Origin of the sequence: Bradyrhizobium sp. DOA9 (genome assembly GCF_000617845.2) — a bacterium.
Lineage (GTDB): Bacteria > Pseudomonadota > Alphaproteobacteria > Rhizobiales > Xanthobacteraceae > Bradyrhizobium.
The window spans coordinates 801,752-826,407 of record NZ_DF820425.1; the positions used below are offsets into that span (position 1 = coordinate 801,752).

26 protein-coding genes, 1 tRNA gene and 1 pseudogene are annotated in these 24,656 nt (G+C 65.1%); 13 read left to right on the forward strand and 15 right to left on the reverse strand.

Features of this window, described 5'->3' with window-relative positions:
- Positions 1–15: 15 nt before the first annotated feature.
- On the reverse strand, positions 16–996 hold the full coding sequence (locus BDOA9_RS03685; protein ID WP_025032604.1) for a helix-turn-helix domain-containing protein: 981 nt from the start codon (positions 994–996) through the stop codon (positions 16–18).
- Between the two features lie 120 nt (positions 997–1,116).
- Here BDOA9_RS03685 and BDOA9_RS03690 point away from each other — a divergent pair, with 120 nt between their 5' ends.
- Complete coding sequence (locus BDOA9_RS03690) at positions 1,117–1,842, forward strand: alpha/beta hydrolase (protein WP_025032605.1); 726 nt, start codon at positions 1,117–1,119, stop codon at positions 1,840–1,842.
- Positions 1,843–1,878: 36 nt separating this feature from the next.
- Here the strand turns inward: BDOA9_RS03690 and BDOA9_RS03695 are convergent, their stop codons facing one another.
- Positions 1,879–2,763: a LysR family transcriptional regulator gene (locus tag BDOA9_RS03695; protein ID WP_025032606.1), complete on the reverse strand. Its 885-nt coding sequence runs from the start codon at positions 2,761–2,763 to the stop codon at positions 1,879–1,881.
- Positions 2,764–2,866: 103 nt separating this feature from the next.
- On the opposite strand from BDOA9_RS03695, the pseudogene BDOA9_RS03700 reads away from it, so the two are divergent.
- From BDOA9_RS03700 to BDOA9_RS03710, 3 genes and pseudogenes are all read left to right on the forward strand, one after another.
- Positions 2,867–3,294 (forward strand): annotated as a pseudogene (locus BDOA9_RS03700) (DoxX family protein).
- A gap of 20 nt (positions 3,295–3,314) precedes the next feature.
- Complete coding sequence (locus tag BDOA9_RS03705) at positions 3,315–3,776, forward strand: DsrE family protein (protein WP_025032607.1); 462 nt, start codon at positions 3,315–3,317, stop codon at positions 3,774–3,776.
- A complete protein-coding gene (locus tag BDOA9_RS03710; RefSeq protein WP_025032608.1) occupies positions 3,769–4,362 on the forward strand; it encodes a TlpA family protein disulfide reductase in 594 nt (197 codons plus the stop codon). Before BDOA9_RS03705 ends, BDOA9_RS03710 begins: the two co-directional genes overlap by 8 nt.
- 6 nt (positions 4,363–4,368) lie before the next feature.
- On the opposite strand, the gene BDOA9_RS03715 is transcribed toward BDOA9_RS03710, so the two are convergent.
- From BDOA9_RS03715 to BDOA9_RS03740, 6 genes are all read right to left on the reverse strand, one after another.
- Entirely contained in the window at positions 4,369–5,508 is a 1,140-nt protein-coding gene (locus BDOA9_RS03715; protein WP_025032609.1) for an amidohydrolase/deacetylase family metallohydrolase, read from the reverse strand.
- 126 nt (positions 5,509–5,634) lie between these two features.
- Positions 5,635–5,711, reverse strand: a tRNA-Arg gene (locus BDOA9_RS03720).
- Positions 5,712–5,815: 104 nt separating this feature from the next.
- Positions 5,816–6,772 (reverse strand): tripartite tricarboxylate transporter substrate-binding protein, encoded by a 957-nt coding sequence (locus BDOA9_RS03725; RefSeq protein WP_025032610.1) that lies wholly within the window; start codon positions 6,770–6,772, stop codon positions 5,816–5,818.
- A gap of 127 nt (positions 6,773–6,899) precedes the next feature.
- A complete protein-coding gene (locus BDOA9_RS03730) occupies positions 6,900–7,271 on the reverse strand; it encodes a dimethylsulfonioproprionate lyase family protein (RefSeq protein ID WP_025032611.1) in 372 nt (123 codons plus the stop codon).
- Between the two features lie 22 nt (positions 7,272–7,293).
- Positions 7,294–8,100, reverse strand: coding sequence for a hypothetical protein (locus tag BDOA9_RS03735; protein ID WP_152033110.1), 807 nt, complete (start codon positions 8,098–8,100; stop codon positions 7,294–7,296).
- Positions 8,101–8,287: 187 nt separating this feature from the next.
- The gene (locus tag BDOA9_RS03740) at positions 8,288–8,926 is read right to left on the reverse strand and encodes an RraA family protein (protein ID WP_025032613.1); all 639 of its coding nucleotides are present in this window, start codon (positions 8,924–8,926) and stop codon (positions 8,288–8,290) included.
- A 280-nt stretch (positions 8,927–9,206) separates the two neighbouring features.
- On the opposite strand from BDOA9_RS03740, the gene BDOA9_RS03745 reads away from it, so the two are divergent.
- On the forward strand, positions 9,207–9,830 hold the full coding sequence (locus BDOA9_RS03745) for a hypothetical protein (protein WP_025032614.1): 624 nt from the start codon (positions 9,207–9,209) through the stop codon (positions 9,828–9,830).
- A 43-nt stretch (positions 9,831–9,873) separates the two neighbouring features.
- Here BDOA9_RS03745 and BDOA9_RS36635 read toward each other — a convergent pair whose 3' ends face one another.
- Together BDOA9_RS36635 and BDOA9_RS03750 are read right to left on the reverse strand one after the other, a co-directional pair.
- Complete coding sequence (locus BDOA9_RS36635; RefSeq protein WP_042335688.1) at positions 9,874–10,089, reverse strand: hypothetical protein; 216 nt, start codon at positions 10,087–10,089, stop codon at positions 9,874–9,876.
- 17 nt (positions 10,090–10,106) lie between these two features.
- Positions 10,107–11,114, reverse strand: coding sequence for a 2-dehydropantoate 2-reductase (locus tag BDOA9_RS03750; protein WP_025032615.1), 1,008 nt, complete (start codon positions 11,112–11,114; stop codon positions 10,107–10,109).
- A 161-nt stretch (positions 11,115–11,275) separates the two neighbouring features.
- Between BDOA9_RS03750 and BDOA9_RS03755 the strand changes: the two genes are divergently transcribed.
- Together BDOA9_RS03755 and BDOA9_RS03760 are read left to right on the forward strand one after the other, a co-directional pair.
- On the forward strand, positions 11,276–11,842 hold the full coding sequence (locus tag BDOA9_RS03755) for a YidB family protein (RefSeq protein WP_025032616.1): 567 nt from the start codon (positions 11,276–11,278) through the stop codon (positions 11,840–11,842).
- Between the two features lie 29 nt (positions 11,843–11,871).
- A complete protein-coding gene (locus BDOA9_RS03760; protein ID WP_082847783.1) occupies positions 11,872–12,144 on the forward strand; it encodes a GlsB/YeaQ/YmgE family stress response membrane protein in 273 nt (90 codons plus the stop codon).
- Positions 12,145–12,279: 135 nt separating this feature from the next.
- Here BDOA9_RS03760 and BDOA9_RS03765 read toward each other — a convergent pair whose 3' ends face one another.
- Positions 12,280–13,065: an SDR family NAD(P)-dependent oxidoreductase gene (locus tag BDOA9_RS03765; RefSeq protein ID WP_025032618.1), complete on the reverse strand. Its 786-nt coding sequence runs from the start codon at positions 13,063–13,065 to the stop codon at positions 12,280–12,282.
- Between the two features lie 247 nt (positions 13,066–13,312).
- Between BDOA9_RS03765 and BDOA9_RS03770 the strand changes: the two genes are divergently transcribed.
- The 3 genes from BDOA9_RS03770 (at position 13,313) to BDOA9_RS03780 (ending at position 16,552) form a co-directional block, all read left to right on the forward strand.
- Entirely contained in the window at positions 13,313–14,377 is a 1,065-nt protein-coding gene (locus BDOA9_RS03770; protein ID WP_025032619.1) for an acyl-CoA dehydrogenase family protein, read from the forward strand.
- Between the two features lie 16 nt (positions 14,378–14,393).
- A complete protein-coding gene (locus BDOA9_RS03775) occupies positions 14,394–15,554 on the forward strand; it encodes an acyl-CoA dehydrogenase family protein (protein ID WP_025032620.1) in 1,161 nt (386 codons plus the stop codon).
- Positions 15,555–15,739: 185 nt separating this feature from the next.
- Complete coding sequence (locus BDOA9_RS03780; protein ID WP_025032621.1) at positions 15,740–16,552, forward strand: enoyl-CoA hydratase/isomerase family protein; 813 nt, start codon at positions 15,740–15,742, stop codon at positions 16,550–16,552.
- A 112-nt stretch (positions 16,553–16,664) separates the two neighbouring features.
- Here the strand turns inward: BDOA9_RS03780 and BDOA9_RS03785 are convergent, their stop codons facing one another.
- The 3 genes from BDOA9_RS03785 to BDOA9_RS03795 form a co-directional block, all read right to left on the reverse strand.
- Positions 16,665–17,411, reverse strand: a complete 747-nt coding sequence (locus tag BDOA9_RS03785) for a hypothetical protein (protein ID WP_025032622.1) — start codon at positions 17,409–17,411, stop codon at positions 16,665–16,667.
- 2 nt (positions 17,412–17,413) lie between these two features.
- On the reverse strand, positions 17,414–18,202 hold the full coding sequence (locus BDOA9_RS03790; protein WP_025032623.1) for an enoyl-CoA hydratase: 789 nt from the start codon (positions 18,200–18,202) through the stop codon (positions 17,414–17,416).
- A 134-nt stretch (positions 18,203–18,336) separates the two neighbouring features.
- Entirely contained in the window at positions 18,337–19,542 is a 1,206-nt protein-coding gene (locus BDOA9_RS03795; protein WP_025032624.1) for an ABC transporter substrate-binding protein, read from the reverse strand.
- Between the two features lie 274 nt (positions 19,543–19,816).
- Between BDOA9_RS03795 and BDOA9_RS03800 the strand changes: the two genes are divergently transcribed.
- From BDOA9_RS03800 to BDOA9_RS03815, 3 genes are all read left to right on the forward strand, one after another.
- Positions 19,817–20,668 carry a thermonuclease family protein gene (locus BDOA9_RS03800; RefSeq protein WP_025032625.1) on the forward strand — a complete coding sequence of 284 codons (852 nt, stop codon included), beginning with the start codon at positions 19,817–19,819 and terminating at the stop codon, positions 20,666–20,668.
- 131 nt (positions 20,669–20,799) lie between these two features.
- Positions 20,800–22,191, forward strand: coding sequence for a M48 family metalloprotease (locus BDOA9_RS03805; RefSeq protein WP_025032626.1), 1,392 nt, complete (start codon positions 20,800–20,802; stop codon positions 22,189–22,191).
- Between the two features lie 89 nt (positions 22,192–22,280).
- Positions 22,281–23,220 (forward strand): IS630 family transposase gene (locus BDOA9_RS03815; RefSeq protein WP_445291806.1). Its coding sequence is split into 2 segments (ribosomal slippage): positions 22,281–22,616 and positions 22,618–23,220, totalling 939 coding nucleotides; the frame shifts between segments, so codons are not numbered across the junction.
- Positions 23,221–23,251: 31 nt separating this feature from the next.
- Here the strand turns inward: BDOA9_RS03815 and BDOA9_RS03820 are convergent.
- Positions 23,252–24,496, reverse strand: a complete 1,245-nt coding sequence (locus tag BDOA9_RS03820; protein WP_025032627.1) for an MFS transporter — start codon at positions 24,494–24,496, stop codon at positions 23,252–23,254.
- Positions 24,497–24,656 lie beyond the last annotated feature (160 nt).

The window sequence follows — 24,656 nt, forward strand, 5'->3', positions numbered from 1 at the left end:
TCAGGTCGCTGGAGATCACCGCCCCCGCCAGTCGCGCGGCCGGCAGCCGAAGCGTTGCTTGAAGCGGCGGGTGAAGTGGGAGAGGTCCGAGAAGCCCCAATCGAACGCGATGGCGCCGATCGCGCGCTCCGCCATCGCGGGATTCCTGAGATCCCTGGCCGCGCCGTCGAGGCGGTGGTCGATGACGTAGTCGGTGAAGCCTGAGCCCGATCGCGCCAGCAGCTTGTGCACGTAGCGGTCGCTGATGCCGACGGCGTCGGCGACGTCCGCGACCGCAAGACCCGGCTGGCGAAGCCGCCGGTGAATGGCACGCTTCACCGCCAGCGTCGTTGCATCGGCGAGACTCTCGGCTTCAGCGGCGTGCACGCGGCTGCCTCGCGACAGGCTCACCGCAACCAATTCGATCAGCGCCCGAAACAGCCGCACGCCTTCGTCCTCGCTCATCCGCAGCGCGCCGTCGCTGAGCGTGCGCGCGGTCTCGACGATGAGATGGCCAATGAGCGGATCGTCCGAGAGACGCGTCGGTACGACGTCGAACGAAGCCGGCAGCCGTTCACGCAAGTCCTCTGCCGGCACCCAGAACGAGGCGACGCGCAATTGCGGGCCGCGATCGTGCATGAGCGCGAACTGCCGATCGCTGTCGAAGATGCCGACCTGTCCGGGTGACAGGCTGATCTCGCGACCGTCCTGCTGGATACGGCAGCGGCCGGCCAGCTTCAAATTGAGGTAGAAGCAGCTGCGGTCGGACCCCGCAATATCGGCCGCAGAACGGCGCACCACATGTTCGGGGAAGCTGACGCGATTGATCGCGGCATCGCCGAGACGGACGTGCTCGACGCTGGCGGGAAAGCCGCTTGCGGCCGCCGGCTCCGGCGTCAGGTTCATGAAAGCCTGGCAGATCGCCTCGCGATAATAGGCGAATTGCTCGTGGGGCCGCACGCCCACCGTATTCCAGGCCGAATGGCGTGACGGAACGGGGCGCTCGATCTGTTGCATCGGTTCACTCCGAGACCAATCCGGTTCACTCCCAGCCAAGCAACAATTCCGTCGCCGGTCCACTCTTGCCGCGCGGCGACGCTGCGCCAATCTAACCACAGCCTCGGGAGGAGCCACAACATGTCGACCTTCGTTCTCGTCCATGGCGCCTGGCACACAGGTGCCGAGCTCGAGCCGGTCGCCGCGCCGATCCGCGCAGCCGGCCATCAGGTCCATACCCCCACCATCAAGGGCAACCGTCCGGGCGATGCCAAGACGACCGGGCTGAAGGCAGCGATCCAGTCGATCGCCGACTACCTTGCCGAGAATGACCTGAAGGATGTGATCCTGCTCGGCCATTCCTATGGCGGCATGGTCATCACGGGGGTCGCCGACCTCGCAGCCGAGCGCATCCGCCGCCTGGTCTATTGGAATGCCTTCGTGCCCAACAACGGCGAATGCCTCAACGACATGGTGCCGCCGCACTATATCGGGCTGTTCGACGCCATCGCGGCCGAGCGCGGCGACGGCTCGGTGGTCTTGCCTTTCCCGATCTGGCGCGAGGCCTTCATCAACGATGCCGACCTGGAGACGGCGCAGAAGGCCTACGACGTCCTCAATCCGCATCCGCTTGCGACCTTCACCGACAAGATCGCGCTCAAGGCCAACCCGGCCGAGATGCAGCTGGCCAAATCCTACATCAACTGCACCGAGGACACCGCGCTGCCGCACAGCTATGGCTGGCATCCGCGTCTGTCGGAGAAGCTCGGCCTGTTCCGCCTGGTGCAGGTGCCGGGAAGCCACGAGCTGTGCTTCTCCGACCCCGTGCGGCTCGCCAGGGCGATCATGGAGGCGGGACGCGACTGACGGCCGCCACGCCGTGATCTCGTGGTGCCCTCGGCACTACCTCATCCGCTTGTCACCGGCGACGAAGTCGATGAAGGTCCGCACCTTCGCGGAAAGGTATTTGCGGCTCGGATAGACCGCGAACAGCCGCCCCTCAAAGAAGACGTCGTCGGGCAGAACGTGAACGAGCCGGCCGGCGGCGATGTCGTCAGCCGTTAGCCATTTCGGCAGGAAGGCGAAGCCCATGCCCTCCAACGCGGCCATGTGCAGCAGTGTCTCGTTGCCGCTGCGCAGGACCGGGTTGAGCTTCACGGTGTCGACCGTGCCGTTCCTGTCGAGGGAGAAGCTCTCGCCTGGATAGAGCGCGTAGTGCAGCAACGCCTGGCCGGCGAGATCAGCGAACGTCGTCGGGTGTCCGGCGCGTTGGAGGAATACGGGGGCTGCAACCAACAAGAACGGGACCCTGGTGATGGGACGCGCGATCAACGCTTCGTCCGGCGCGGCCGTCGCACGAAGTGCGAGATCGAATCCCTCCTCGACAAGGTTGACCATCCGGCCACTGAGATCGACGTCCAGGCCCACCTCCGGATAACGGGCCTGATAGTCCGCCAGCACGCCCGCGAAGATCGCATTCGCCATCCACACCGGCGCGGTCAGCCGCAGGGTGCCGCGCGGCACGACGGTCGCCTTGCTGACGGCCGCTTCGACCTCGTCGAGCGAATCCAGCATCTGCCGCGCCTGCTCGAAATAGAGCGTGCCGCTCTCGCTCAGGCTGACGCGCCGGCTGGTCCGGTTGAGCAGCCGCGTGCCCAGCCGCTGCTCGAGCTGCATCACATGCTTGCTTGCCATGGCGGGCGAAATGCGCAGGCGCTGAGCCGCGGTCGCAAAGCTCTTCAGCTCCGCGACCAGGCAAAACACCCGCATGCTGACCAGCGTATCCATGAGATCATCAACATCCGGGAAAGGAACTGCTCCCGGAACATATAATGATCAAAACGGGAGAAACTATCAAATGGTGGCAACCCTCACCGTTTGGAGAACCCCGATGTCCGCCAGCACCTTCGAGACCCCCGCCCCCGGCCGCGCCCTTCGCATCGGCCTCTGGGCTGCGCAGGTCGCCCTCGCCTTCGTCTTCATCTCGGCAGGGTTCGTCAAGCTGACGACGCCGATTCCCCAACTGGCGGCGATGATGCCCTGGGCCGGCAGTATTCCGAGACCTTCGTCCGCTCCATCGCGCTGGTCGATCTCGCCGGCGGCATTGGCATCCTGCTGCCGGCCCTGACGCGGATCCTACCACGCCTGACGGTGCTCGCCGCGCTCGGCTGCTCGGTGCTGCAGGTGATTGCGCTCGTCTTCCACCTCTCGCGCGGCGAGGCCGCGGTGACGCCGCTCAATGTCGTCCTGCTGGCGCTGAGCCTGTTCGTGCTGTGGGGGCGCAACAACAAGGCCCCGATCGCGCCGCGCCAGTTCTGACCGGCAGGAGCGCCGTCACCATGATCCCCGCCAACGCATGGTCCCGCAGGGGCCTGCTCGCAGGCACGGCGATCCTCACGGCCGGCGGCGCAGCGGCGGCCAGGGAGGATCGCCTCGCCGACGGTGTCGTCATCCTGATCGACAGCAACGAGCCTTATGTCATGGGGCACGCGATCAGCTACTCGGCCAACCTCTCCAGGCATTTTGCCGACAGGGGCGCGAGGCTGCTGATCGAGGTGGTCGCCAACGGCAAGGGCATCGACGTCTTCCGCGCCGACAGGACCCCGCTGGTCGAGCCGCTCGCGACGCTGCGACAGTCGCTGCCCAATCTCAGCTACAGCATGTGCGCCTCGTCAAAGGTGATCGCCGAAGCCAAGGAGCAGATCACGATTCCACTGATCGCAGGCGCGAGCCTCGTCCCGTTCGGGATCGGACGCGTCGTCGATCTGCAACTGAAAGGTTTTGCCTATATCCATGCGTAAAGCGACGCACGAAGGCGTTGCGCTGTCGCGGCGATCGATGCTGATGGCCGCGGCAGCCTCTCTTGCCGTTCCGCGCGTGGCCCGCGCGCAGGACGGCTGGCCGCCGGTGCTCGAGGCCGGCCGCAGCCAGTTCACGCTGGTGCGGCCGCGCGCGGTGATGCCCGAGCTCAGGCTTCAGGATTTGCACAGCCGGGATGCAATGGTGACAGCAAAGCCGGGCCGCATCACACTGGTGAACTTCTGGGCGACCTGGTGCGCTGCCTGCAAGCTCGATCTGCCGATGCTCGCAAGCCTTGCCGCCTCGCGGGCTGATAGGCTCGACATCATCGCCATCTGCACGGACACCAAAGACCTGCGCAAGATCCGTGCATTTCTCGGCGGCCTCGCCGTGCAGAACCTCGCCTGCTATGCCGACAGCTACGGCGCCGCGGCCGAAGGATCGGCCGCGATGTTCCCGCTCGTCGGCATGCCCATCACCTATCTGGTCGGAACGAGCAGCCGCGTCGAAGGCTACATCATGGGCGCGCCCGACTGGCTGTCGCCGGCGGGCGCGCGGCTGCTGCAATTCTATCGCGAGCAGGGCTAGCGATCGTCAATTCGGATGCCACCAGCGGCCGCCGATCACGACGCCTTCGGACGCGATCTTGCGGTCGCCGATCAGGTGCTCGCCGACGACGTCTTCGTAGTCGAACTGGCCCTGCTTCACCGAAATCAGGGTGGCGTCGCCGACGCTGCCGGGCTTGAGGCTGCCGAGCTCGGGACGTCGCAGCGCCATCGCTGCGTTCACCGTCGATGCCGCGATCACATCCGGCAGCTCCATGCCCATGCACAGGAATTTCGACATGGTCGTGACCTGGTCGTAGGCCGGGCCGTCGATGCAGAGCTGATGGATGTCGGAGGAGATGGTGTCGGGATAGAAGCCGTTGGCGAGCATGGCGCGCGCGGTCTTGAACGCGAACGAGCCCTTGCCATGGCCGATATCGAACAGCACGCCGCGCTCGCGCGCCTCCAGCACCGCCTTCTTCACGGTGCCTTGCGCGGTCGCCGGCGTGTTGGGGAATGGGCGGAACGCATGTGTCAGCACGTCGCCGGGACGCAGCCGCGCCAGCACGTCCTCATAGCTCGGCGGCGGATGGTCGATATGGGCCATCAGCGGCATGCCGACCTGGTTCGCGACCTCGAGGGCGATGTCGAGTGGCACCGCGCCCGAGGTGCCCGAGGAATGCAGGCCGACGCGCACCTTGATGCCGACGATGAGATCGCGGTTGGCATCAGCCACCTCGGCCGCCTCGACCGGATTCATCAAGCGCAGCTCCTCGCTCTCGCCGACCATGATCCGATGCGAGAAGCCGAAGATGCCGGCATGCGAGACGTGCAGATAAGCGAGGATGCGGACCTGGCTCGGCTCGATCACATGCTTGCGGAAGCCGGCGAAATTGCCGGGTCCGGCGCTGCCGGTATCGACCGCCGTGGTGACGCCGGAGAGGCGGCAGAACTCCTCGGCATCGATGCCGAGCGAGGTGCCGCCCCAATAAACATGGGTGTGCAGATCGATCAGCCCCGGCGACACGATGAACTGCGAGACGTCGCGCACCTCGGTGCCCGGATCCCCCTTGAGGGCGCTGCCGATCGCGGCGACCTTGCCGCCGGCAAAGGCGACATCGGTCACGGCATCGAGCTTCTGGGACGGGTCGATCACCCGCCCCCCGCGCAGGATCAGGTCGAAAGGCATCATGGTCTCCGGACAGGGAAGTGAGGCGCAGCCGATATGTCGGCGAGGCCGGGAAGGAAGTCTTTCGCTTCTAGCAATTCTTGCGCCGAAGGACCTGTCAAATGACAGCTATGGCCCATGACAAAATGGCGATCCCGGCATGACTCGAACATGCGACCTACGGTTTAGGAAACCGCCGCTCTATCCGGCTGAGCTACGGGACCGCGGAACCCGCCGGCGAGGCGGGTTGCCTGGGGTCTACATATCAAAGGGAGCGCCGAATCGGAAGCCCTCGCCTCGATCAAGGCCGCCATCGGCTGGCGATCAGCTAGGCTCTGATATTGTTGTCCTTCACGACCTTGCCCCAAGTGGCGACCTGCTTGTCGAAGAAGGTCTTGAAGGCGGCACCGTCCTGGAGCAGCAGCGTCATGTGCTGGGTGTCCTTGAGCTGGGCGGCGGTCGCGGGCTCGCTCAGGATCTCCTTGGAGGCCGTCGCCATGGCGGCAACAACGTCGGCGGGCGTGCCCGTGGGCGCGAAGATGCCCCACCAGGCCAGCGTCTCGAAATCCTGAAAGCCGGCCTCGATCGCGGTCTGCGTATCAGGCAGGGCCGGCAGCCGCTCGCGGCCGAGCTGCAGGATCGGTCGCAGCATGTTGGTGCCGAGCTGGGCGGCGACCAGCGCCGCCGATCCCGCGATGAGGTCGACATGGCCGCCGAGCACGTCGTTCATGGCCGGGCCGCCGCCGCGATAGGGCACATGCATGATCTCGACGCCGGCCCTGCTGCCGAGCACGGTCATTGCGAGATGGCCGAGCGTGCCGATGCCGACCGAGGCGTACTTCACCGCACCGGGGGTTGCCTTGCAGGCGGCGACCACGTCGGCAAAGCTCTTATAGGGGCGTCCGGCGCCGGCCGCGATCACGTAAGGCGCGGTGCCGATCAACAGCACCGGCATCAGCTCGCGCTCGACGTCGACCGGCGGCTTGTCGAGGATCGACGGGATCACCGCGTGGGAATCGAAGGTGACGAGGAAGGTCGATCCGTCGGCCGCGCTCTTGGCGACCTGCGCCGCGCCGAGCGCACCGGCCGCGCCCGATTTGTTCTCGACCACCACGATGCGACCAAGCTTGGTCTGCAGGTTCGCCTGCAGCAGCCGCGCCATGGCGTCGGTCGAGCCGCCCGGCGGGAACGGCACCACCAGCGTGATCTTGCCGGCCTGCGCCCTGGCCGGCGTCAATGCGAGAATAGCCGGCGCAGCCAGCAGCGCCCGTCGTGTGATCGTCATCGTCCCCTCCCTTTGTTGTTGCGCCCGGCTTTTTGGCTCTGCGGCGCTCGCGCATGATCCGGAAAAGTGTGCAGCGGTTTTCCGAATAGATCATGCTCAAGAAAATAGGCTAAAAGCGCAAGGCGCTTTAGGTCGTGCCGAAGCCTGACCCTGCTTTTCTGTATTCTGGCCGAGGCGGACTGAAGATGTCCAGCACCCGGGCCCCATCGGGGCCGGCGCGCATGGTGTGCGGCACGTTGCCCGGCGTGCGCCAGAAATCGCCCTTCTTCACCGCGATTTCCTCGTCGCCCTGGACGCGGATGGCGGAGCCGTCGAGCAGCACGCCCCATTGCTCCTCGGGATGATGATGCAGCGTGCCCTGCGCGTGCGGCGCCAGCGTCACCACCGACAGCATCGCCTGCTCGCCCGAGAAGATGCGCGTGGTCACGCCGGCGGCGAGCTCGCGGAACAGGCCATCGTCGGGATTGTCGATGTTGTGGAATTCGTCCTTCTGGCTCACGTCATTCTCCCCTTCTGCTTTTTTATCTCGCTGCAGACTGACGCACGGCGGCCAAGAGGCGGTCCTTGAACTCGCCCCTCAAGGTTACAAACAAGCTCGACCATTTCCGGCTCTTGAACTCGCAGCCGCCTCGTGGACAATACTCCTGATCGTGATGGTCTCCGAAAACGACGCCAAGCATGGTCATTCGACGGCCCCACTGACGAAAGAGGGCGCTCCCTGACGCCCCGAACTCGAACTCGCAGTTGGTTTCAAATGTCTGCCAGTCCCTCACGTCGCGGATTTGGCACTCCTGGATCGTCTTGTTGAATGGCCCATCCTTGTCCGTCTTTCCCGTGGCCTCGATATCATAACCGACAACCGCCAGAACTCGCTCCAGCTCCACCAGAGTTTCAGACTGCTCGTAGACTTCGTACGGCGTCACGTCTGCGGGAAACCTGAGTTTTGCGACGGCCCAATCGACGCTGCCCTGTCTCGGTGCAGCATCATCGCAAGTGCCCATCCACAGGGTCGCCGACAAGGGAATGATCCGCTTCTCTGCTCCCAAATAGTACTCGAATATGCACTTGTCGGGTGACGTATGCCGTTTGCAAGCATCCCGAAACGCGTGAGCCACCGTCGTGATCACATCGCGCGCCCCGGTGACTTGAGCGCTACTGGCGCCGCCAGGGCATCGCAAGACCCCACTTGCCGCGAAGCGCTTTCCGACCTCGCCTTGCGATAGCCCGTTTGCCTTTGCGTAAGTCTCTTCCGTCATCCGCCGTTCTGCACCCGCCAGAGCGACAGTCACCGTCGCCGACTTGGGCTGATCGCTAGTGACCTCGCGCATCTCCCACGATCCGACGTCGTTGTTCCCAGAGACCCACAGAAGCAGGAAGCTAGGCAGGACGATCGCGCAGTTCCTCAACATCTAAAGTGACCTCAGCAGCAAAGGTCGCAAATTCACTTTCGAAAATGGCAATGGCCGATTCGACTTGCGATCAGCTCGGCCGCTGCCTTGACTTATAGCCGCCAGATCAGGCCTTGCCGTAAGCGCCCTGGTAACGGCCCTCGCGGATCGCCTTCAGCGTCTCCTCCTCGCGCGCGACCTGGACGCGCACGGCTTCCAGCAGCGCGGCCGCGCCGGCAGCGGGAAACGACACCACGCCGTCCTCGTCCCCGACCACGATATCGCCGGGTGCGATCACGCTGCCGCCGATCGTCACCGGCACGTTGATCTCGCCCGGACCGTTCTTGTAGGGCCCGCGATGGATCACCGCGCGGGCGTAGCAGGGAAAGTCGTCGGCCGCGAAGGCCGCGACGTCGCGGATCGCGCCATCGATCACATAGCCTTCGGCTTTGCGCCATTGCGCGATGTTCTTCATGATCTCGCCGATCAGCGCGCGCGTCTCGTCGCCGCCGCCATCAACCACGATGACGTCGCCGGGCCCGACCAGATCGAGCGCGCGGTGGATCGCAAGATTGTCGCCCGGCCGGGTGCGCACGGTGAACGCCGTTCCCACCAGCTTGCCGCCGCGATGATACGGCCTCAGCCCGACTGCGCCGGGCAGCCGGGCGAGGTTGTCCGAGATCACCGAGGTCGGCGCGTCCCTGAAACCTTCAATGATATCAGCCGGCGGCTTCGGCACGCTGCTTGCTGCGATGGTGATCGTCATGTCAGTCCTTCCGTGTTTGTCTCATTCAGCATGTGTCCGCTCGAAAGCCCGATCCGGAAGGCCGCCATCTCGCCTTCTTGGCATCGCCCGCAGGCGCTCGCAGCACGAGTGTAACAGCCTGCAGGCGCGGCGCTGTGACTCCCGCGCCACGTCAAGCACAAAATGTCAGCATCCCAGCCCTGTTTTTCCCGGGTTCCATGGGTGACAAGCCGGCGATAAAGAGGCAAAAATCCGGCTCGACTCAGTTTGGGTTGCGTGTTGCAAGGAATGCTCTCTTAGAATGTCGGCCGTAGTCACATCGCGTCGCGCGGCGCTGCTTCTCGTTCTCGCAGCAGGATTTTTCCTGCTGGCGCCGGGGCATGCCGAGGCGCAATGGTGGAAACGCGCACCCGTCGATTTCGAGGAATGTGCCGACGCCGCCGAGAAAGCCGCAACCAAGGCGGAGAAGACGGCGGCCCTTGCCGATTGCAACGCCAAGTTCGCCGGCCGCCGCAAGCCGGGCGGCGGATATTCCTATTACGATTTCCTCCAGGATCGCACCTTCGACATCGCCGGTCCCAACCCGACGCCGGAGGAGCAGAAGAAGATCGACGAAGCCTATACGGCCTATCTTGCCAGGCAACGCCGCAGCAACGAAGCGGCTCAAGCCACCGCGCGGCAGCAGCGCGAGCAGCAAGAGCTACAGGTGCAGCAGCTGCAGCAGGTCGCGCTGCGGACCGAAGTGGAGCGCGTGCCGGTCCCGGTCGAGCGCCCGAAGGTGCAGCAAGCCGCAGGCGCAAAGTCGAAGGCCGCCCCCTGCGCCAAGGGCTCGTTCTCCTGCGAATGGCCGCGTCTGTCGGAAAGCCTGAACGACCTGAAGAAGCTGTTCAATCCGGCGCCGAGCAAGCCCGCGAAGAAGGGCTGAAGCGGCAGCCAAACACTCCGCTGTCGTCCCGGACAAGCGCGCCTCAGTTCGTGCGCTTCTTCTTGCCCTGCTTCGGTTTCGCCACCGGTGCCGGCGCTGGCTCGGTGACTATCGGCGAACTGCCCAACTGAGATCGGCTCTCCTGCAATCGCCTGTCGTAACCGGGTGAGTTCATCACCGTCGGCGGCCTTGCATAGGCGAGCGTCGCCGAACTGCAGAGCGCGGCCAATGCGAGCCCGATCACAAGTCGGTGCTTCATCGTGGTCTCCAGTGCACTCACGCGTCCCCCCGAATCTGCTGCGGCGTCATCCGGAGCGGACCGTTGCCGGCCGCCTCGGCTTCCTTGATCAGCGCAACAATGCGGCGCATCAGCGGCACGGCGACATGATTCTGCTCGGCGAGCGCAATGACCGCTCCTTGCAGATAGTCGATCTCGGTCTTGCGGCCCTGCTTCAGATCCTGCCACATCGAGGAGCGCGCCTCCGGATCGATCTTCATGGTCCGCCCGAGGATCGCGCGGAAGATCGCATCGGGCAGCCGCAGCAGGGTCGGAGACCACCTCATCGGGATCGGCGTCGACGACACCGGAACGATGCCGGCGGCCTTCAGTGCGGCCAGCCCTTCCGCCATCTGGTCGGCGAACAATCTTCGCCAGTCGCGGTTCGCCAGTTGCGCGGCGAGCGGCATGTCGGACAACGCGCTCAGCGCGTTGTTGAGGTTGATGATCAGCTTGCCCCATTGCACGCCGGTGATGTCACGGCTCGCGCGAACCGTAAGGCCGGAGACCGAAAGCGCCGCCGCCGTGTTTTCCGGATTCTCTCCGACATGGATGTCACCGGAGGTCGAGCGGTGGAAACGGCCATCGCCCATCGCGATCACGTTGAACGGCACCATGCCGGCGAGCACGGAGCGGCCGCCGAGCCGCTCGCGCAGCACCGCGACATTGCCGATGCCGTTCTGAAGCGAGACGATGACGGCATCCTCGGGCGCATGCTGCGCGATCTGGTCGGCGACGGCGGCAGTATCGGCGCTCTTCACCGTGACCAGCACGATGCCGGCGCTGTGCAAGATCGAAGGGTCTTCCGACAGCGCAAGCTGCCCGGCACCGAGCTTCGTCTCGGAGCCGTCGAAATCGGTCAGAAGCAGGCCGAACCGCTCGATCTCGGTCTTCACCCGCGGTCGGACCAACAGCGCGACGCGCCGGCCGGCAGCGGCCAGCCTGCCGCCGACGAAACAGCCGATGGCGCCGGCGCCAGCCACCACGATCGATCGATCCGCAACCACTGGGCTTGCTCCCTGAATGACCGGCCTTCGATAGCAGAGGTGTGGCCGTCAACCAATCGCGGCGCATCCGACTTGTAACGGTCATGACTGCCCCATATGCTTTCAGCCCGGGGGCAGTCAGCGGCGAGCGCTCGCCAACGAGAACGCCAAAGGAGAGCACCATGGGTCTACTCGACGTCCTCAACGGCATGCAGAACGGCCCGCGCGGCCCCAGCGCACCGAGCTCAGAGAAATCCTCCGGCGGCATGTCGCCCATGACCATGGCGCTGCTCGGCCTGCTCGCCTGGAAGGCGTTCAAGCACATGACCGCAAGCCAGTCCGGGACGGCGCCGCAACCGTCGCCGACACCGGCCCCCCCGCCGGTGAATGCCGGCGCGGGCGGCGGACTCGGCGACATTCTCAAGGGTGGTCTCGGCGGCCTGCTCGCCGGCGGCGCGGCCGGCACCGTGCTGAGCGGCGGGCTCGGCGATCTCCTCAACCAGTTGCAGCAGGGCGGCCACGGCGACGCCGCGAAATCCTGGGTCGGCAAGGGCGAGAACAAGCCGATCGCGCCGGGCGATCTCGCCAGCGCACTCGGTGCCGACCAGATCGAGAGCCTCTCCGCCCAGAGCGGCCTGTCGCGCGAGGAGCTGCTGTCCGGCCTCAGCCAGTATCTGCCGCAGGTGGTCGACCATCTGACGCCGGATGGACGGCTGCCGACCGAGAACGAGCTCTCGGGCCGGATCTGACGGCAGTCTCAGGGAAGGGGAGCAAAGTCATGAGCATGGGCGGCCTGTTGTGGATCATCGTCGTCGGCTTCATTGCCGGCCTCATCGCGCGCTGGCTGGCGCCGGGGCCGAACAATCCGAGCGGCTTCATCCTCACCACCATCCTCGGCATCGCCGGCGCCTTCCTGGCGACCTTCGTCGGCCAGGCCATCGGCCATTACAGCCCGGACCAGGGGGCCGGCTTCATCACGGCGACGATCGGCGCGGTGGTGGTGCTGTTCATCTGGCACCGGCTGGTGTCGAGTGGCGTGATCAAGGGGTAGAGCGCCGAGACGCCGACAACGAGTGAGGCAAACCGCCTCCTCGAGGTCATTGCGAGGAGCCCTTGCGACGAAGCAATCCAGACTATTTCCGCGGAAGGATTTCTGGATTGCTTCGCTCCGCTCGCAATGACGAGCTCACGTCACCAAATGCATCCCCGCATCCATGCGCACGACCTCGCCGGTCATGTTGCTGGAGGCCGGCAGCGCCAGGAAGCAGACGAGCTGGGCGATGTCCTCCGCGGATGATGCGACCTTCAGCGGCACCTTCGCCACCACGCTGTCACGCACCTGCTTGGCCTGTGCCTCGCCGCGGCCCTTGGTGAACCAGGGCGTGTCGATATAGCCCGGACACACGGTGTTGACGCGGATCAGCGGCGCCAGCGCGCGCGACAGCGACAGCGTCATGGTGTTGAGCGCGCCCTTGCTCGCGGCATAGGCGATCGACGAGCCGACGCCGCTGATGCCGGCGACCGACGACACGTTCACGACCGCGGAGGGCCGGCCCGAAGCCTTCGCACCGGCCTCGAGCAGGTTGCGCGCCGCGCGCACCATCTGGAACGGGCCGATGGTGTTGACGCCGTAGACCCGCTGGAAATCTTCCGCCGACAGACCGTCGAGATCGGCGTGAGCCACATGCTTGGTGGTGCCGGCATTGTTGACGAGGATGTCGAGCCGGCCCCAGCCGCTCGCTGCTGCGACGATCTTGCGGCAATCCTCATCCCTGGAGACGTCGCCCTGTGCGACCAATACCTCCGCAGCGCCAGCCTTGCGGCAGGTCTCGGCCGTCGCCTCGGCTTCCTTCTGGCTCGACGAATAGTTGATCACGAGCCGCGCCCCGGTGCGGGCGAGAATTTCGGCAGTCGCAGCTCCCAGCCCGGATGCGGACCCCGTCACGATTGCGCACAAACCGTCTTTTGCCATCCGGATTTCCTTCCCCTGTATCTGGTGTGGCGTCCTGTTTAGCGAGTTTGTCGCGCCCTGCAAATCAAGCAAACTCCGCTAAGCGGAATTAGCATTTCCTGGAGCCTCGCCCCCATGCCGGCGCCGCAGATGGACCTGCGATCAACGCTTGTCAGGGCCATGGCTTTTTCCGATCATCGGGCGCAAGAAGAGACTGCGCACTGGCCGATCAGACCGGACGCGCCAATGGCAAAACACGGGGAACGCTGTGGCGGAGAGTGACAATATCGTCGTCGAGACCGCGGAGAAAATCTTCGCCGATCTCGCCGATCCGCAGACCATCAACAACGACAAGACGAATGCGTGGCAGGCGCCGCTATGGCAGGCGCTGAGCGAAGCCGGCCTGCCGCTGTCCTGGGTGGCTGATGATCTCGGCGGCTCGGGCGCGAGCCTCGCCGACGGGTTTGCGCTGCTGAACGCCGCCGGCCGTTTCGCGGTTGCGGTGCCGCTGGCCGAAACCATGCTGGCGGGATGGCTGCTGGCGCAGGCGAAGATCGCTTCGCCCGAGGGCGAAATGACGATGCTGCCGGCCACGCCAAAGGACCGCATCGGCCTGGATGCCGACGGCGCACTCTCCGGCCGCGCCCGCGGCGTGCCCTTCGCCAAGATGGCGAAGCATTTCGCGGTGCTCGCGCACGGCAAGGACGGTATTTCCATTGCGCTGATCGACACGGGCAAGGCCCGGGTCGAGGCCGGGCTCAATGTCGGCTACGACCACAGCGACACCGTCACGCTCGACAAGGTCCAGCCCATCGCCATCAAGCCCGCACCGAAGGGCTTCGAGCAGACCCACCTGATGCTGATGGGCGGCGTCGCACGCAGCCTGCAGATCGCCGGCGCGCTGGAATCGATGCTCGACATTTCCGTGCGCTATTCCAACGAGCGCGTCGCCTTCGAGAAGAAGATCGCGAAATTCCAGGCGGTGCAGCACAATCTCGCCCGCCTCGCCGGCGAATCCGCCGCGGCGCTTGCGGCCGCGACCTCCGCTGCCGACGCCATCGCCAATGCAAAGTCGTTCAACGACGAGATCTATCTCGAAGCCGCCTCCGCAAAGATCCGCTGCGCGGAAGCTGCCGAGAAAGGCGGCGGCATCGCGCATCAAGTCCATGGCGCAATCGGCTTCACCATGGAGCACATCCTGCACCGCTATTCGCTGCGCGCGCTGGCCTGGCGCGACGATTTCGGCTCGGAAAGCTACTGGGCCGTCGAGCTCGGCAAGCTCGTCGCAAACCGCGGCGCCGACGAATTGTGGCCGCTCGTGGCATCGCGCTGATCGGGGAGAGACAACAATGACCGCTGCCCTCCGTTTCGATCCCATCCGCCTGCCCGAGAAGTGCGAGCAGCTGCGCAAGGAAGTGCGCGCCTTCCTCGCCGAGGAGATCGCCGCCGGCACCTTCGATCCGCACCAGCCCAACCGCGAGGACACCGACGCGCCGGAATTCTCCCGCCGGGTCGGTGCCAAGGGCTGGCTCGGCATGACCTGGCCGAAAAAGTATGGCGGCCAGGAGCGCTCCTTCCTCGAGCGCTACGTCGTGACCGAGGAGATGCGCGTCGCCAACGCGCCGACGCGGCGCTTCTTCGTCGCCGACCGCCAGAGCGGGCCGGTGCTTTTGAAGTATGCGCCCGAGCACATCAAAATGGAGATCCTGCCGCGGATCTGCCGCGGCGAGATTTGCTTTGCCATCGGCATGAGCGAGCCGAACTCCGGCTCCGACCTGTTCGCGGCGAAGACGCGCGCGACCAGGACCGACGGCGGATATCTCATCAACGGCACCAAGATCTGGACCTCGTCGGCGCATATCGCCGACTACATGATCGCGATCTTCCGGACCTCGCCGCCGACCAAGGAGAACCGCCGCCACGGCCTGACCCAGTTCCTGGTCAAGATGAAGCAGCCGGGCATCAAGGTGAATCCGATCGGCCAGATCACGGGCCAGTACGAGTTCAACGAGGTCGTCTTCACCGATCATTTCATTCCGGACGATCACGTGCTCGGCGAGGTCGACGGCGCCTGGAAGCAGGCGACGAGCGAGCTCGCCTATGAGCGCTCGGGCCCCGAGCGTTTCCTCGAGACCTATTACGTGCTGACCGAGCTGGTCCGCGCGGTCGGCCCAAATCCCGACACGCGCAGCGCCGAGGGCATCGGCCGCCTGGTCGCCCAGCTCCATACCATGCGGCGCATGTCGGTCTCGGTGGCCGGCATGCTCGAGGCCGGCAAGGAGCCGGTGGTCGAGGCCTCCATCGTCAAGGACATCGGCACGGTCTGGGAGCAGCAGCTGCCGCATCGCGTGCGCGATCTCGCCGCCTTCGTCGAGGAGACCGCGACCAACCGCGAGACATTGGAGCGGCAGCTCGACTTCGCGATCAAGACCGCGCCGAAACTCACCATCCAGGGCGGCACCACCGAGGTGCTGCGCGGCATCATCGCCCGCGGATTGGGCCTGCGCTAGATGAGCCCGAGACGCCGGCCGCGTACTCCGTCCACCTCTCCCGTAGGGAGAGGTCGATTTGCGCCAGCAAATCGGGTGAGGGGTTACGCTGCGTCGTGGGACCGCAGCCCCTCACCCGGCGCTACGCGCCGACCTCTCCCTATGGGAGAGGTGGTTCCTCGCTACCGAGATATTGGAGACTAGACATGAGCACGTATAAAGATATCGGCGTCGAGAAGGTCGGGCATGTCGGCACCATCGAGATCCGCCGCCCGCCGCTCAACTTCTTCGACATCTCGCTGATCAACCAGATCGCGGATGCGCTCGACGAGTTCGACCGCGACATCGAGATCCGTGCCTCCGTGCTCTCGGCGCAAGGCAAGGCGTTCTGCGCCGGCGCCAATTTCGGCGATCCTGCGCGGCAGGCCCAGGAAGCGCGCGAGGCCGAGAGGAAGGGCGATCCGGCCGACAGTCTCGGCCCGATCAACCATCTCTACATCCAGGCCGTGCGCATCTTCCGCGCCAAGAAGCCGATCGTCGCCGCCGTGCAGGGCGCAGCCATCGGTGGCGGACTCGGGCTTGCCGTGTCGGCCGATTTCCGCGTCACCTGCCCCGAGGCGCGCTTCTCCGCGAACTTTACAAAGCTCGGCTTCCACCCCGGCTTCGGCCTGACTGTGACGCTGCCCGAGCTGATCGGCACGAACAACGCCGAGCTGATGTTCTACACCAGCCGCCGCGTCACCGGCGAGGAAGCCTACAAATGGGGCCTCGCCAACGAGCTGGTGCCGCAGGACCAGGTCAAGGCGGCCGCGATGAAGCTCGCCGGCGAGATCGCCGAATGCTCCCCGCTCGGCCTGCTCTCCACCCGCGCCACGATGCGCAACGGTCTCGCAGACCGCGTCATGGCCGCAACCAATCACGAGCTCGCCGAGCAGACGCGCCTGCGCGCGACGGAGGATTTCAAGGAAGGCGTGAAAGCCACGGAAGAGCGCCGGGTGGCGAATTTTAGGGGAAGGTGAGCGTCGCGATGCCGTAGGTGGGCAACGGCGCGCGAGCGCCGCGCCATCGCTTCATTTGTGTGGTGGAATTGGTGGGCACGCTTCGCTTTGCCCACCCTATCGCATGGGTCGCTCAAATCACCCGGAACGTCACTCCGCCGAGTAAAAACTCGTTGCCCGCAACCGCAAGCCCCTTCGCTTTGGCGGTATGCAGCACCTGCGCCACGTCAGCCACCCGAAACTCCAGCGCGCTCATGATCTCGCTGGCGCCCTTCACGAAGCGAAAAGTCGCGTTCGGCAGCTTCAGTTCGGTGCCTTCAGGCGCAACGCCGATGATCCTGCCCCAATGCTCCGCAAGCTCGGTCGGATCCGGGCTCTGCATCTCCACCGCGGTCAGTGCCTCGGTCACATCCTTGCGGATGAACTTTTGCCAGTCCGGTCCGGCCGGAGGATAGGCCCCGAGGATATCGTCGCTGCCGTCGGTGTGGTTGAACTCGATGAAGGCGGCGCGGCAATCGCGGGGATGGAGCTGCACGCCGTGATAGGGCGCGTGGTCGATGACGTTGGCGGTGCGCACGCCGAGCGCATTGGCGTTGCGGCCGCGCTCGTCCGGATCGTCGCAGCAGAAGATCGCCATGTAGCCGCCGCGGCCGCCGGTCTTCTCGATGAAGCGGCCGGCCGTGGTGCCGTCCTTGAACGGCGCGACCACCTCCAGCAGGATCGTGTCGACCGGGAGCAGCGCGTTCTCCAGGCCGTATTTGGCGACATTGCCATCGCGATAGCAGACGGCGAGGCCCATGATCCGGCCGATATCCGTGATGACGGGCTCGAGCTGCGGGGCGACCAGGCAGATCTGACGCAGCCGGACATAGGGCGCCATGGTCATGCGCCCTTGAAGGCCGGCTTGCGCTTCTCGACGAAGGCTTTTGCGGCCTCCTTGTGGTCCTCGGTGTCGCCGCAGCGGGTGTGGTGGATCGCCTCGCCGTCGAAGCAATCCTCCAGCGCCAGGTGCTCGGCATTGTTGATGTTGCGCTTGATGAAGCCGAGCGCGATCGACGGCCCCTGTGCCAGCGACAATGCGAGCTCGTGCGCGGCGGCGTCGATCTCGGCATCGGGCACGACCTTGGTCACCATGCCGATGGCGTGCGCCTCCTTCGCGGTGAGCACCGGCGACATCAGGTAGAGCTCGCGTGCCCGCGCGCTGCCGAGCAGCTGGGTCAGAAAATAGGTGCCGCCGTAATCACCGGAGAAGCCGACCTTGGCAAAAGCGGTGGTGATCTTGCAGGATTCGGAGGCGATGCGCAGGTCGCAGGACAGCGCCATCGACAGGCCGGCGCCGGCCGCCGCGCCATCGAGCTGCGCCACGACGGGCTTCGGCATCTGATGCAGGATGCGCGAGACCTCCATGCCGCGGCGCAGATTTGCGAGCTTCTGCTCGAACGGCAGCGGCGCGCGCCCGGCCGCCATCGACTTGACGTCGCCGCCGACGCAGAACGAGCCGCCGGCGCCCTTGAACAGCACCGCCCGCACCTCGGGATCGTCGGCCGCTCGCCGTGCCGCCTCGATCAGCCCGGCGACCATCTCGGGATTGAGCGCGTTCTTCCGCTCCGGGCGGTTCATGGTGATGGTGAGCAGCCCGCCTTCGAGCTTTTGCAGGACCATGTCGTTCATGGGGCGTCTCCCTGGTGTTGTTTGATCGCGCACTCACGCCACCGTCATTGCGAGGAGCCCTTGCGACGAAGCAATCCAGACTGCCTCTGCGGAAACATCTCTGGATTGCTTCGCTTCGCTCGCAATGACGAGGCCTATTTCTTCACCAGCGGGCAGCGCGACTGCTCCAGCGACTGGAACGCCTCGTTGCCGGGAACGGTGGCGAGCAGCTTGTAATCGTCCCAGCGGCCCTTGGACTCCGACGGCTTCTTCACCTCGAACAGGTACATGTCGTGGATCATGCGGCCGTCCTCGCGGATCTTGCCGTTCTTGGCGAAGAAGTCGTTGATCGGCGTCTCCTTCATCACCTTGATCACCGCTGCGGCGTCGGTCGTGCCGGCCGCCTTCACGGCTTTCAGATAATGCGTGACGGAGGAATAGACGCCGGCCTGCGCCGAGGTCGGCACGCGTTTGGTACGCTCCATGAAGCGCTTGGAGAATGCACGCGTGTCGTCGTTGAGATCCCAGTAGAACGCTTCCGCGAGCAGCAGCCCCTGCGCGGTCTCGAGCCCGATCGAGTCGATATCAGTGACGAACGCCAGCAGCGGCGAGACCTTCTGGCCGCCCTTGGTGATACCGAATTCCGCCGCCTGCTTGATGGCGTTGATGGTGTCGCCGCCGGCATTGGCGAGCCCGATCACCTTGGCCTTGGAGGCCTGCGCCTGAAGCAGGAAGGACGAGAAATCCGAGGTGTTGAGCGGATGGCGGACGGCACCGAGCACCTTGCCGCCGGTCTTGGTCACGACGGCGCTGGTGTCCTTCTCCAGATCCTGGCCGAAGGCGTAGTCGGCGGTGAGGAAGAACCAGCTGTCGAGACCCGACTTCACCGCCGCAAGACCGGTCACATTGGCCTGGCCATAGGTGTCGAACACGTAGTGGATGGTGTAGGGACCGCAGGCCTCGTTGGTGAGACGGATCGAGCCTGGCCCGTTGAACATGACGATCTTGTTGCGCGCTTTCGCGATCTCGCCGGCGGCGAGCGCGGTCGCGGAGGCCGCGACGTCGTAGATCATCTCGACGCCCTGGTTGTCGAGCATGTCGCGGGCGATGTTGGCGGAGAGATCGGCCTTGTTGAGATGGTCGGCCGCCAGCACCTGGATCTTGCGTCCCAGCACCTCGCCGCCGAAATCCTCCACCGCCATCTTCGCCGCAGTCTCGCTGCCGGGGCCGGTGATATCCGCATAAAGGCTCGACATGTCGAGAATGCCGCCGATCTTCAGCGGCGGCTTGTCCTGGGCCTGTGCGGCGCTCGCGGTGAGGGCAAACGCGGCGGCAAAAATGCCGGACAACATAGTCTTCATCGAAAACGACCTCCCTTATCGCGCCGTGCTCTGATGGCGGCTTGGTTATTGCTCTTGAGTTATTGCTCTTGGCTATTCGCTGTTGCCGCAATCATGCCGCATGCGCAAGAGCGCAGCAAGCGCAGGTGCGATGCAGATGAATGATCAATGCGCGCTTTCCGCAAAGCGGAATGCCGAGAGGACGGAAGATGCATCTCCGCCGTCATTGCGGGCGCAGCGAAGCAATCCAGAATCTTTCCGCAGAGGCAGTCTGGATTGCTTCGCTGCGCTCGCAATGACGGAGTACGACGAAACTTCTTCGCGCCCCACTACGCATGAGGTATGGTTGCCGCGCAACGCAACCTCTCCGGGTCACGTGACGCAACGGCTTCGCTTCATCGTCGCATATCTTCTCGTCGCAAGTGGCTCGGCGCTCGCGAGCCCCTGCCAGTTCGAGTCGCAAGGGGAAGGCCGCGTCGCTGCCATCGTCGATGCGCGCAGCGTGCGTCTCGATGACGGGCGCGAAGTACGTCTCGCCGGCATCGCGCCGACCGCGACCACGCAGCAGGCTCTGATCTCGCTGCTCGCCGGCCGCGATGTGATGCTGCGGAGCGCCGACGACACGCCCGATCGTTACGGCCGCCAGGGCGCGCTGGTCTTCATCGGCGAAAGCGACACCTCGGTGCAGGCCATGCTGCTCGCCCGGGGCGAGGCGGTGGTCTCCGCCGAGATCGTGGACAAGGACTGCGCGGCCGCCTTGATGGCGTCCGAAGCAGCGGCGCGGCGCCAAAAAATGGGCAGCTGGGCTGACCCGTCGGCCATAAAAAACGCGGAAAGTCCGGACGATATTTTGGCGGAGATCGGGCGCTTTGCGGTGATCGAGGGCAAAGTCCTGTCAGTCCGGCAAGCTGGGGCTACGACCTACCTCAACTTCGGACGGAACTGGACACGCGGCTTTGCCGTGACTATTTCAAAGCGCACGCTAGCGGCGTTCGAAAGCGCCGGCATGGCCCTTAAGCCCCTGGAAAATCGACGTATTCGTGTTCGGGGCTGGGTTGAAGGGACGATAGGGCCGCGTATCGAAGTTCGTCTCTTGGGACAGGTTGAATTGCTGGGCGCAAACGAGCCTACTGGGGTAAGGCCTTAACGGCCGGGCACGGGTAAATCGACGTGAATGGGGTGCTAGGACGGCACGGACTGGGTGATTGCCGCCGCCTGCGGGCTGTGCCGGCCGCGCTTTGCCTTGCGCTGGGCGGGCTTCTCGCCGGCTGCGGCGATATGGGCCGGTTCCAGACCGCGGCGACCCCGGCGGCCGTCGCGATGCCGAAGCCGAAGCCCGCCGTCGCCCAGACCCCGGCCACCGAAAAGGAGCACGAGCGCATCCTGGCGAGCTATGGCGGGACCTATGACGATCCCAAGCTCGAATCGCTCGTCAGCAAGACCGTCGACCGGCTGGTCGCGGCCTCCGACCGGCCCGACCAGGGCTACAAGGTCACCATCCTGAATTCCGGCGCGGTGAACGCCTTCGCGCTGCCTAACGGCCAGCTCTATGTCACGCGCGGCCTGCTTGCGCTCGCCAGCGACACCTCCGAATTGTCCTCCGTGCTCAGCCACGAGATGGCGCATGTGCTGTCCAAGCACGCGGCAATGCGCGAGGACCAGGCCCGCCAGGCCGCGATCGTCACCCGCGTCGTCACCGACATGAGCAACGATCCTGACCTCACCGCGCTGGCGCTGGCCAAGACCAAGCTCACCATGGCGAGCTTCTCGCGCAAGCAGGAGTTCGAGGCCGACGGCATCGGCGTCGGCATCTCCGCCAAGGCGCATTTCGACCCCTACGGCGCGGCGCGCTTCCTGTCCGCGATGGAGCGCAATGCCGAACTGAAGGCCGGCAAGAGCTTGCTCGATCCACGGGCGCAGGATTTCACCTCCTCGCATCCGGCGACTCCGGAACGCGTCCAGAACGCGCAGAACATCGCCCGCCAGTACACGGCGCCCGAAGGCGCCGAGCGCGATCGCGAAAGCTATCTCGCCGCGATCGACAACCTCGTCTATGGCGAAGACCCCAGCGAAGGCTTCGTCCGCGGCCGGCGCTTCCTGCATCCGAAGCTCGGCTTCACCTTCCAGGCTCCGGACAATTTCACGCTCGACAACACCGCGCAGGCCGTGATTGGCGTGCGCGAGGGCGGTGCGCAGGCGATGCGCTTCGACGTCGTACGCGTGCCGGCCGAGCAATCGCTGGGCGACTACCTCAACTCCGGCTGGATGGAAGGCGTCGAGAAGGCCTCGACCGAGGATATCAGCATCAACGGTTTTCCCGCGGCGTCCGCCACCGCCAAGGGCGACCAGTGGCAGTTCAAGGTCTATGCGCTGCGCTTCGGCAGCGACGTCTATCGCTTCATCTTCGCGGCACGGCAGAAATCGACCGAGAGCGACCGGAATGCGCGCGAGACCGTCAACTCGTTCCGCCGCCTGACGCTGGAAGAAATCCAGGCCGCGCGCCCGCTGCGCATCAAGATCATCACGGTGCAGCCCGGCGACACCGTGGAATCGCTCTCGCACCGCATGGCCGGGGTCGACCATCCGGCCGAGCGCTTCCGCGTGCTGAACGGCCTCGATCGCACCGCGCAGGTCAAGGTGCGCGACCGCGTCAAGATCGTGGCGGACTAAAGCGGGATGGCTTTAGTCTGAATCGATTTGGGATTCCCAAATCAGTTTGTTTCTGATTCACCATGCTTGCTGGAAGGAGGCCAGCATGGATGGGCAAGCCGTACTCTCTAGATCTTCGTAAGCGTGTCGTGGCCGCGATCGAGGGCGGGATGTCCCGTAATCGGGCCGCCAAGCAGTTTGGGGTCGCGATCAGCACCGCCATTGGCTGGATGAAGCGGGTCGATGAGACCGGCAGCGTCGAGCCTAGTCAGATAGGCGGCTACAAGCCGAAGGCGATTTCGGGCGAGCATGCAGTCTGGCTGTCGCGTCGGATCAAGGACGGCGATTTCACTATACGGGGGCTCGTGGCCGAGCTTGCCGGACGCGGCCTGAAGGTCGATTACCACTCGGTGTGGGACTTCGTGCATGCCGAGAAGCTCAGCTTCAAAAAAAAGCGTGGCGGCTGGCGAACGCGATCGACCCGACGTGGCGCGGCGGCGAGCTCAGTGGGCAAAGTATCAAGGTCAGGTCGAAGCTGAGCGGCTGGTCTTCATCGACGAGACCTGGACCAGGACCGATATGGCTCCGCTGCGCGGATGGGCACCGCGCGGGCACAGACTTCACGCCAGGGTTCCCCACGGCCGCTGGAAAACCATGACCTTCCTGGCGGCCCTGCGCCATGACCGGATCGATGCGCCATGGTTCATCGAGGGGCCGATCGATGGCGCGAGCTTTCGCGCCTATGTCGAGAAGGTTCTTTTGCCCGTCCTTCGACCCGGCGATATCGTCGTCTTGGATAACCTCGGCAGCCACAGGAGCAAGGCAGTTCGTCAGCTTATCCGTTCGGTCGGCGCCAAGCTCTTTTTCCTGCCAAAATACTCGCCCGACCTGAACCCGATCGAACAGGTCTTTGCAAAGCTCAAGCACCTGCTCCGCAAAGCTGCCGCGCGAACCGTCGAGGCCGTCTGCACCGCAATCGGCCACGCACTCGATGCCTTCACCTCAGAGGAATGCGCCAACTACCTCAAAAACTCAGGCTATCGAACTTAATGCCATCACGCTTTAAAGCTCCACAAGCGCCTCATCCCGCTGCAGAGAGCTTTGCCCGCGGCTTCCCCCGCACCATGATCAGCGCCGCCGCCATCACCTCCAGCGCGATGCAGAGATAGAACGGCAGCGTATAGCCGCCGGAGAGATCGCGCAGGAAGCCGACCACACCGGGGCCGAACGCGTAGGTCACCTGGTTGATTGCGGTGTTGAGGCTGATCAACACGCCGAAGGCGGCGGAATCGAACTCCTGCTGCACGATGAGCGAGGGCAGCGTGATGAGGTTGCCGACCGAGAAGCCGAACACGGCGCAGGCCGCGATCAGCACATAATCGTTGTGCAGGTTGACGACGACGAGAAGCGCGGCGGCCTGGCTGAGGAACGACAGCGCGGACGCGAGGCGCTGATTGATGCGGTCGATCACCAGCGAGAACAGCACGCGACCGACCACCGCCATCGCGGTCAGCACCGCGACGGCCAATGCGGCGCGCTCGCGCCCGATCACGGGATCGAGGAACGAGATCAGGTGCACGATGAAGCCGACCTGGGCGAACAGCACCAGGGCGAAGGCGATCGTGACGGTGAGGAAACCGGCGTCCCGCAGCGCCCAGGCGCGGATCTCCGTCGATGATTGCGGTTTCGTCTTCGCCGTCTCGTGCCAGCCGTGGCGATCAGGTGGGCTGCCGACGACAAGAAGAATGACCGGCACGAGCAGCACCAGCATGGCGCCGGCGGCGGCATACATCGCACCGGCAAAGCCGATATGGCCGATCAACATCACCAGCAGCGGCACGCCGGCGATGCCGCCGAAGCTGGCGCCGTTCAGCGCCAGGCTGATCGCCATGCCGCGCTTCTCGTCGAACCACAGGCTGATCGTGTTGGTGATCATGGCGAGACTGGTGCCGGCCCAGCCGAAGGCGAGCACGGCATTGGCGAGATAGAGCTGCCAGGGCTCGCGCACCTCGCCGATCGCGACCGCGGCCGCCGCCATCGCAAGCGTGCCGGCGATCAGGCTGAGCCGCGGACCGTATGTCCGCACGGCTTCGCCGACGAAGACGACCAGCAGCGCGCCGAAAAGATAGAAGAACGTGGTGCCTGCGGAGATCAGCGAGGTCGGCCAGCCCCGCGCCCGCTGCAGCTCGGCGACATAGACGCTCTGCCCGTAGAAGCCGAGCCCCCAGCCGAAGGTCGCGAGCAGGAAGCAGACGGCGACGATGCGCCAGCCTTCGTAGCGGAACGAGGATTCGTCGGTCGTTGGGGTCTGAAGATTATCGAGCATTTCATCTGCCGTTTGTTTTGCGCCGTCATGCCCGGACATAGCCGTCTGAAGGACGGCGTCGCTTCGCTCGCCTATGTTCCGGGCATCCACGTTCTTCTTCCGACGTCGCAAAAACGTGGTTGGCCGGGACAAGCCCGGCCAAGACGACATCTAAATAACC